Raw genomic sequence first — 6964 nt, forward strand, 5'->3', positions numbered from 1 at the left:
ATACTGTCCTTCTGGTCTGGCACTCAGCGGCCGCCGCTCACATTCAGGATTGCGCCCGTCGTATAGGACGCGTCGTCCGACAAAAGATAAAGAACCGCATGCGCGACTTCATCTGACGTGCCCGCCCGTTTCATCGGCAGCATGTCCCTCATCCGCTCGACGCGGTCGGGCTGGCCGCCCGAGGCATGGATCTCGGTGCCGATGATGCCAGGACGCACCGCATTGACGCGCACGCCCTCGGTTGCCACCTCGCGGGCCAAGCCAAGGGTGAAGGTATCGATCGCGCCCTTGGACGCCGCGTAGTCGACATATTCGCCCGGCGAGCCATGCGCTGAGGCGGCGGACGAAATGTTGACGATCGCGCCGCCCCTGCCGCCATGGCTGCTCGACATGCGCTTCACGGCCTCGCGGGCGCACAGCATCGGGCCGATGACATTGATGCGCATCATGCGCTCCAGCCGCGCAACGCTCATCTCGTCGACGCGTGCCTTGACGTCGACCACGCCGGCATTGTTGACAAGGGCGTCGAGCCGGGCGTAGGCGCGGTCCACTGCCTCGAACATGGCCAAGACATCGGCCTCAACGCCGACATCACCCTTGACCGCCAAAGCCTCGCCGCCTGCCGCCGCTATTTCAGCGACCAGTGCGTCGGCGGCGCTTTGGTTCGTCGCGTAGTTGACCGCCACGCGGTAGCCGGCCTTGGCTGCCAGCCGGCAGATGGCGGCGCCGATGCCGCGGCCGCCGCCGGTGACCAGCAGGACTTTTTTCGTCGCGCTCATTCCTGGCAGCCTTTCAGCGAAAAAACGTCCCACGGCACTTTCGAAAAGCCATTGGCGCCATAGGCGGACGACATCTGCAGCGACGGCCCGAGGTCGGGAAAGATCAGGGTCTTTGGCGCGTCCACGCCTTCGGCCGGCAGCAGAGCGATGTTGCCCTTCTCGTCAGCACTGTAGACGACCCCCTCCCACACCGTGCAGGCGGCGAGCTCGTCGCCGGTGACGTCGCCTGTCGGGCATTTGTACATCAGCGACCCATGCGGCCGCGCCACGCCTTCCGTCCACATGACGATACCGTCGAGCACGACGCCGTTGTCGAGCACCATCTTGAAGGTGTTGGTGACGACGGCCGATCCCCCGGTCGGCCTAAAATCGATCTCGGCCGCGCTTTCGGCATCGCCATAGACGGCGAGCTCGAGCGGACAGGCGGCAAAGGCTGCCGATCCCGTCTGCGCAACACCGGCCGTGCACAACGTGAAAAACAATCCGGAGCGCAAACGAGAGGAGCTCATTCGGTGGCGCAGATCCATTCTCCCGCTCACCTCGACCTACCTTAGAGGTCGAGCACCAGCCGCTCCGGATCCTCCAGGCTTTCCTTGACCCGGACCAGGAAGGTCACCGCTTCCTTGCCGTCGACGATACGGTGATCGTAGGAGAGCGCCAGATACATCATCGGCCGGATCACGATCTGGCCGCCGACCACCACCGGCCGCTCCTGGATCTTGTGCATGCCCAGAATGCCCGACTGCGGCGCGTTGAGGATCGGCGTCGACATCAGCGAGCCGTAGACGCCGCCGTTAGAGATCGTAAACGTGCCTCCTTGCATATCCGCCACGGAAAGCTTGCCGTCACGCGCGGCGACGCCCAGCCTGCCGATATCCTTCTCGATCTCGGCGATCGACATCTGGTCGGCGTCGCGCACGACCGGCACGACGAGGCCCTTTTCGGTGCCGACGGCGACGCCGATATGGGCGTAGTTCTTGAAGATGATGTCGGTGCCGTCGATTTCGGCATTGACGGAGGGGATCTCCTTCAGCGCATGGGTGACGGCCTTGGTGAAGAAGCCCATGAAGCCCAGCTTCACGCCGTGCTTCTTCTCGAAAACATCCTTGTATTTGGTCCTGAGCGCCATCACCGCGCTCATGTCCACCTCGTTGAAGGTGGTCAGCATGGCGGCGGTCGACTGCGCTTCCTTGAGGCGGCGCGCGATGGTCTGCCGCAGCTTGGTCATGCGCACGCGCTCTTCGCGCGACGCGTCGTCGGCCGAGGACGGCGCACGGGCAGCAACCGGTGCAGGGGCCTTCGGCGTCTCGGCCGGCTGCGACGGCGCGCCCCTGGCGATCGCGTCGAGCACGTCGCCCTTCAGCACCTGGCCGCGCTTGCCGGAGCCCGAGACCTGGTCGACCGCGAGATTGCTCTCGGCCAGCAGCTTCGCCGCCGCCGGCGCCGGCGGCATCGCGCGCGCCTCGATCGGCCCGGCATCGCCGGCGATCTTGGCGGTCTCGGCCGCGGCTTGCTCGACTGTGGATGCTGCGGTCGGCGCCGAGGCCTGCGATACCGCGTCCTGCTTCGTTTCAGGAGTTGACGCCTTCGCGGGTGCTGCCGCTTTTGCCCCGTCGCCCGCCGAAATCATGCCGAGCAAAGCGCCGACCTCGACCGTCTCGCCTTCCTTGACGGCGATTTCGCTGAGCGTTCCTGCGGCCGCGGCCGGCACTTCCACCGTTACCTTGTCGGTTTCGAGCTCGACCAGCGGCTCGTCGGTGGCGATCGCGTCGCCCACCTTCTTGAACCATTTGCCGATGGTCGCCTCGGTGACGGATTCGCCAAGAGTGGGGACGCGGATTTCGGTAGCCATTGTGCCTGTCCGTTTTTCTGTCGGTTCTGTTCTATTCGCCGAGCTCTGTTCTATTCACCGAGCGCGTCTTCGAGCAAGGCGGCAAGCTGGGCGAGATGCTTCGACATCAATCCGGTGGCCGGCGACGCGGCGGCCGGCCGGCCGGTATAGCGCACCCGCTGATGCTTGGCGTCGATATGCGCCAGCACCCATTCCAGATACGGATCGATGAACGACCAGGCGCCCATATTCTTGGGCTCCTCCTGGCACCACACCATCTCGGCGTTGCGGAAGCGCGACAGTTCGGTGATCAGCGCCTTGGCCGGGAAGGGATAGAGCTGTTCGACGCGCAGCAGATAGATGTCGTTGATGCCGCGCTTCTCGCGCTCCTCGTAGAGGTCGTAATAGACCTTGCCCGTGCAGAGCACGACGCGGCGGATCTTCGAATCCTTGGTGAGCTTGATCGCTTGGCCGGGGAGCTGCTGGGCATCGTCCCACAACAGCCGGTGGAACGCGCTTTCGCCCGACATCTCCGGCAGTGTCGACACCGCCCGCTTGTGACGCAGCAGCGACTTCGGCGTCATCAGGATCAGCGGCTTGCGGAAATCCCGCTTCAACTGCCGGCGCAGGATGTGGAAGTAGTTGGCCGGCGTCGTGCAGTAGGCCACCTGCATGTTGTCTTCGGCGCAAAGCTGCAGGAAGCGCTCGAGCCTGGCCGACGAATGTTCCGGCCCCTGGCCTTCATAGCCATGCGGCAACAGGCAGACGAGGCCCGACATTCTGAGCCACTTGCGCTCGCCCGACGAGATGAACTGGTCGAACACCACCTGGGCGCCGTTGGCGAAATCGCCGAACTGGGCTTCCCAGAGCGTCAGCGCCTTCGGCTCGGCCAGGCTGTAGCCGTATTCGAAGCCGAGCACGGCCTCTTCCGACAGCATCGAGTTGATGACCTCGAAGCCGGCTTGCGCCGCCGACAGATTGTTGAGCGGAATGTAGCGCGTCTCGTCGCGCTGATCGTAGAGCACGGAGTGGCGTTGCGAGAACGTGCCGCGCTCCGAATCCTGTCCGGACAGCCGGACCGGATTGCCGTCGAGCAGGATGGCGCCGAAGGCCAGCGCCTCGGCCGTCGACCAGTCGATGCCTTCGCCCGACTCGATCGCCTGGCGGCGATTCTCGAGAAACCGCAGGATCGTCTTGTGGGCCTCGAAATCCTTCGGCACCTCGGTCAGCTTCTTGCCGATTTCCTTCAGCGTCTTGACCGGCACGGCGGTCTTGCCGCGCCGCTGTTCGTCCTGGTTGTCGGCCGTGCGCAGGCCCGACCAGGCGCCATCCAGCCAGTCCGCCTTGTTTGGCTTGTAATGCTGGCCGACTTCGAATTCCTGCTCGAGATGTGCCCGCCAGTCGGCCTTCATCTTGTCGAATTCGGCCTGGGTAAGGTGGCCCTCGGCGATCAGCCGGTCGGCATAGATCTGCACCGTCGTCTTGTGGCTGCGGATGTTGCTGTACATGATCGGCTGGGTGAAAGCCGGCTCGTCGCCCTCATTGTGGCCGAAGCGGCGGTAGCAGAACATGTCGACCACGACAGGCTTGTGGAACTTCATGCGGAATTCGATCGCCACCTTGGTGGCATGGACCACGGCTTCCGGATCGTCGCCGTTGACGTGGAAGATCGGCGCCTCGATCATCTTGGCCACATCCGATGGGTAGGGCGACGAGCGCGAGAAGCGCGGATTGGTGGTGAAGCCGATCTGGTTGTTGATGATGAAATGCAGCGTGCCGGCGACGCGGTGGCCGCGCAGGCCCGACAGGCCGAGGATTTCGGCAATCACGCCCTGGCCGGCAAAGGCGGCGTCGCCGTGCAGGAGCAGCGGCAGCACCTTGGCGCGCTCTTCCAGCGGCACGATCTCCTCGCGGCTGCGGCCGAACAGAGAGTCCTGCTTGGCCCGCGCCTTGCCCATCACCACCGGATCGACGATTTCCAGATGCGAGGGATTGGCGGTCAGCGACAGGTGCACCTTGTTGCCGTCGAACTCGCGGTCCGACGAAGCACCGAGATGGTACTTCACGTCACCCGAGCCCTCGACCTCGTCGGGTGCGGCCGAGCCGCCCTTGAACTCGTGGAAGATGGCGCGGTGCGGCTTGGCCATCACCTGGGAGAGCACGTTCAGCCGGCCGCGATGCGCCATGCCGAGCACGATCTCCTTCATGCCGAGCTGGCCGCCGCGCTTGACGATCTGCTCCAGCGCCGGGATCAGCGCTTCTGCGCCGTCGAGGCCGAAGCGCTTGGTGCCCTTGTACTTGACGTCGATGAACTGCTCGAAGCCTTCGGCCTCGACCAGCTTCTGCAGGATCGCCCTCTTGCCGGCAGCGGTGAAGGAGATCTCCTTGTCGGTGCCCTCGATGCGCGCCTGGATCCAGGCCTTCTCCTCGGGATCGGAAATATGCATGAACTCGACGCCGAGCGTCGAGCAATAGGTGCGGGTCAGGATATCGAGCATCTGCCGGATGGTGCCGAATTCGAGGCCGAGCACATTGTCGAGGAAGATCGGGCGATCGTAATCGGCGGCGGTGAAGCCGTAATTTTCCGGCGACAGCTCGTTATAGTCCTCGAGCGGCTTGGCGATGCCGAGCGGATCGAGATTGGCGTGCAAATGGCCACGCATGCGGTAGGCACGGATCATCATGATGGCGCGCACGGAATCGCGCGTCGCCTGATGCACGTCGGCGTCGGAAAGGGAGACGCCGTTCATCACCGCCTTGTGCTGGACCTTCTTCTCGATGTGCTTCTCGACGATGCCCCAATTGCCGTCGAGCGCCGACACCAATTCGCCATTGGCCTGCAGCGGCCATGAGGGCTTGGCCCAAGAGGCGCCCTTGGCATTCTTGCGGACATCGCCGGCGTCGTCCTTCAGCGCCGCGAAGAAATCCCGCCATTCGGGATCGACTGAAGAGGGATCGTCCTCATAGGCGGCGTAGAGCGCGTCGATATAGTCGGCATTGCCGCCATAGAGGAAAGAGGTAAGCGAGAATTGGTCGTTGGCCTGATCTTGTCTTGCCATTTTCTCAGCGGAGCGCCTGCTCCGTCTCCTTTTTTAGGGGAGTAGGGGAGTAGGGCAGTACGGCAGTAGGGCAAGATACGCCCGGTTCCCCTATTGCCGTACTGCCCTACTCCCCTACTGCCTTACTTTCCTTTTATCGCCTCGACCAGCGTCGTGCCGAGCCGGGCCGGCGACGGCGAAACCCTTATCCCAGCCGATTCCATCGCCGCGATCTTGTCCTCGGCGCCGCCCTTGCCGCCGGAAATCACCGCGCCGGCATGACCCATGGTGCGGCCGGCCGGCGCCGTGCGCCCGGCGATGAAACCGGCCATCGGCTTCTTGCGGCCACGCCTGGCTTCGTCCTTGAGGAACTGCGCGGCGTCTTCCTCGGCCGAGCCGCCGATCTCGCCGATCATGATGATCGACTGGGTCTCGTCGTCGGCGAGGAACATCTCCAGCACGTCGATGAACTCCGTGCCTTTGACGGGATCGCCACCGATGCCGACGGCGGTGGTCTGGCCGAGGCCGACATTGGTGGTCTGGAACACTGCCTCATAGGTAAGCGTTCCCGAACGGGAAACAACGCCGACCGAGCCCTTGCGGAAGATGTTGCCGGGCATGATGCCGATCTTGCATTCGTTGGGGGTCAGGACGCCGGGGCAGTTGGGGCCGATGAGCCGCGATGTCGAGCGGTCGAGCCTTGCCTTGACCTTGATCATGTCGATCACCGGGATGCCCTCGGTGATGCAGACGATCAGCGGGATCTCGGCTTCGATCGCTTCCAGGATCGCCTCTGCGGCGCCCGCCGGCGGCACATAGACAACGGAGGCATTGGCGCCGGTCGTTGCCTTGCCTTCGGCAACCGTGGAAAAGATCGGCAGGCTCTCGCCCTTGGCGCCGGTCCACGTCTCGCCACCCTTCTTGGGGTGGATGCCGCCGACCATTTTTGTCCCGTGATAGGCCAGCGCCTGCTCCGTATGGAACGTGCCGGTCTTGCCGGTCAGGCCCTGCACGAGGACCTTGGTGTTCTTGTCGACGAGAATGGACATGGTGGTCCTTTTTACAAACCGTTGATGGAGGAAGGCTGCGCGGTCATCGTCAGGTCAGAGCCGCTTGAGATCGGCGACGGTGAGGTCGCTCTTGGCATTGCCGGTGTTGAGCGTCGTCGCCGGCTCGAACATCAGCACCACCGGCTCCTCGCTCAGCGAGCGCGGCCGATGCTCGACCGCCCGCGGCACGACGATGAACTCGCCGCTGCCAAGCTCCACCGTGCCGTCGCGGAAATCGATAGCGATGCGGCCGCGCAGCACCAGAAA

General features: G+C 64.2%; 6 protein-coding genes. All 6 read right to left on the reverse strand.

The genetic code is table 11. The features are described 5' to 3' along the window. Positions 1 to 23: 23 nt before the first annotated feature. The gene (locus EOA85_RS03220) at positions 24 to 779 is read right to left on the reverse strand and encodes an SDR family oxidoreductase (RefSeq protein ID WP_127208347.1); all 756 of its coding nucleotides are present in this window, start codon (positions 777 to 779) and stop codon (positions 24 to 26) included. Further along, positions 776 to 1288 carry a hypothetical protein gene (locus EOA85_RS03225; RefSeq protein WP_245485585.1) on the reverse strand — a complete coding sequence of 171 codons (513 nt, stop codon included), beginning with the start codon at positions 1286 to 1288 and terminating at the stop codon, positions 776 to 778. The genes EOA85_RS03220 and EOA85_RS03225 overlap by 4 nt, the downstream gene beginning before the upstream one ends. Positions 1289 to 1329: 41 nt before the next feature. Then, complete coding sequence (odhB, locus tag EOA85_RS03230) at positions 1330 to 2631, reverse strand: 2-oxoglutarate dehydrogenase complex dihydrolipoyllysine-residue succinyltransferase (protein ID WP_029349373.1); 1302 nt, start codon at positions 2629 to 2631, stop codon at positions 1330 to 1332. 50 nt (positions 2632 to 2681) lie between these two features. Beyond that, a complete protein-coding gene (locus tag EOA85_RS03235; RefSeq protein WP_127208348.1) occupies positions 2682 to 5669 on the reverse strand; it encodes a 2-oxoglutarate dehydrogenase E1 component in 2988 nt (995 codons plus the stop codon). Between the two features lie 122 nt (positions 5670 to 5791). Further along, complete coding sequence (gene sucD / locus EOA85_RS03240; protein ID WP_127208349.1) at positions 5792 to 6697, reverse strand: succinate--CoA ligase subunit alpha; 906 nt, start codon at positions 6695 to 6697, stop codon at positions 5792 to 5794. Positions 6698 to 6751: 54 nt separating this feature from the next. Continuing rightward, positions 6752 to 6964 (reverse strand): cupin domain-containing protein (locus EOA85_RS03245; RefSeq protein ID WP_127208350.1); only part of this gene is annotated, 213 nt, incomplete at its 5' end.

The organism is Mesorhizobium sp. M5C.F.Ca.IN.020.29.1.1 (assembly GCF_003997375.1).
GTDB classification, from domain to species: Bacteria; Pseudomonadota; Alphaproteobacteria; order Rhizobiales; family Rhizobiaceae; genus Mesorhizobium; species Mesorhizobium wenxiniae.